Source organism: Burkholderia sp. E168m23 (assembly GCF_016586125.1).
GTDB classification, from domain to species: domain Bacteria; phylum Pseudomonadota; class Gammaproteobacteria; order Burkholderiales; family Burkholderiaceae; genus Burkholderia; species Burkholderia orbicola.
On the sequence record NZ_BCPP01001192.1, the window covers coordinates 1 to 1,797 of the forward strand.

Below are 1,797 nucleotides of genomic sequence, written 5' to 3' on the forward strand. Positions count from 1 at the left end.
AGCGCCTCGCCGAATTGTTCGAAGCAAATGGCGCGACGCTGGCGGATTTTTTTTACGTAATAACTTCGTATAGCATACATTATACGAAGTTATACGAAGCGGACCGTCACGCCCACCCAGCCGGCCGCGCGCGACCCGGAGCCCGGCACCGTCGTGGGCGGCCGCGAGCGCGAACCGCGCCACTGACCGCCCGTGCGTGAAACGGCCCGCCCCCGACCGCGAGCAATGCGTGCATGACGACCGGAATCGACGAAACGCCCATCAAGGATCGTGAGGCGGCAGCCGGCCGCGACCACCGAGGCCGCCGCGACGAGCGCGGCCTGCGGATGCGGATCGCGGTCGAACTGTGGCGCGCGATCTGGCATTACCGCGCGCGCGTGCTCGCGGCGATCGTGCTGCTGGTGCTCGCGAAAGCGGCGGCCGTGTCGGTGCCGCTGCTGCTCAAGGACATCGTCGACGGTTTCGGCCGCGTGGCTGGCCAGCCGATGACGTGGCCGGTGCTGCTGCTGTTCGCGTACGCGGTCGTGCGCTTCGCGTCCAACGCACTGAACGAAGTGCGCGACATGACCTTCGTGCAGGTCACGCAGCATACGGTCGCGACGTTTACCGTGCGCACGTTCGGCCACCTGCATCGGCTCGGCGCACGCTTTCATGCGCAGCGCGAGACGGGCGCCGTGGTGCGCGACCTCGAGAAAGGCACGGCCGGGATCGGCTACCTGCTCGGCGTCGCGGTGTTTACGATCGTGCCGACGGCCATCGAGATCGGCTCGGTGCTGGTGATCGTGATCAGCAAGTACGGCGGCGGCTTCACGGCGATCATTTTCGCCACGTTCGCCGTCTACGCGGCGTATACGGTGGTGTTTACGCGCCGGCGCATGCGTTACCAGCGGCGCGTGAACGCGCTCGAGGCCGAGTCGAATTCGCGCGTGGTCGACAGCCTGCTGAACGTCGATACGGTCAAGTATTTCGCCCGCGAGGACGTCGAGCGCGACCGGCTCGACCGCGTGCTCGACGAATGGCGCGAGGCCGGCGTGGACAACCAGTACGCGCTGTCGGCGCTGCATATCGGGCAGAGCGCGTGCATCGGCGCGGGGATCGCGGCCGTGATGCTGCTCGCCGGGCAGCAGGTCGCGCGCGGCGCGATGACGATCGGCGATCTCGTGCTGATCAACGCGTACATCATCCAGATCAGCCTGCCGCTGAATGCGCTCGGCTTCGTGTTCCGCGAGGCGAACGACGCGATGACGAACATCGAGCGGCTGTTCGGGCTGCTCGATGCGCGCGGCAAGCCGGGCGAGGACGGCGATGCGCCCGGCGCGCAGCCGCTCGTCGTGCGCGGCGGCGCGATCGAGTTCGAGCACGTCGACTTCGGCTACGAGCCGAGCCGGCAGATCCTGTTCGACGTGTCGTTCCGCATCGAGCCCGGGCAGACGATCGCGGTGGTCGGCGGCAGTGGCTCCGGCAAGTCGACGCTCGCGCGGCTGCTGTTCCGGCTGTACCAGCCCGATGCGGGCACGATCCGGATCGACGGCCAGGACTTGCGGCTCGTCACCGAGCGCAGCCTGCGCGACGCGCTCGGCATCGTCCCGCAGGACACCATCCTGTTCAACGACACGCTCGCGTACAACATCGCGTACGGCAAGCGCGACGCGACCCGCGGCGAGGTGATCGCGGCCGCGCGCGGCGCGCAGCTCGACGCGTTCATCGAGCGGCTGCCCCGATGCGTACGACACGCGCGTCGGCGAGCGCGGCGTACGGCTGTCGGGCGGCGAGCGGCAGCGGGTCGCGATCGCGCGC

The 1,797-nt window shown here is 68.7% G+C and carries 2 pseudogenes; both read left to right on the top strand.

Annotated elements, in window-relative coordinates:
- Positions 1-96: 96 nt before the first annotated feature.
- Positions 97-186 (top strand): annotated as a pseudogene (locus JMF90_RS40455) (transporter); the annotation flags it as partial.
- A gap of 140 nt (positions 187-326) precedes the next feature.
- A pseudogene (locus JMF90_RS35570) lies at positions 327-1,797 on the top strand (ABC transporter transmembrane domain-containing protein); the annotation flags it as partial.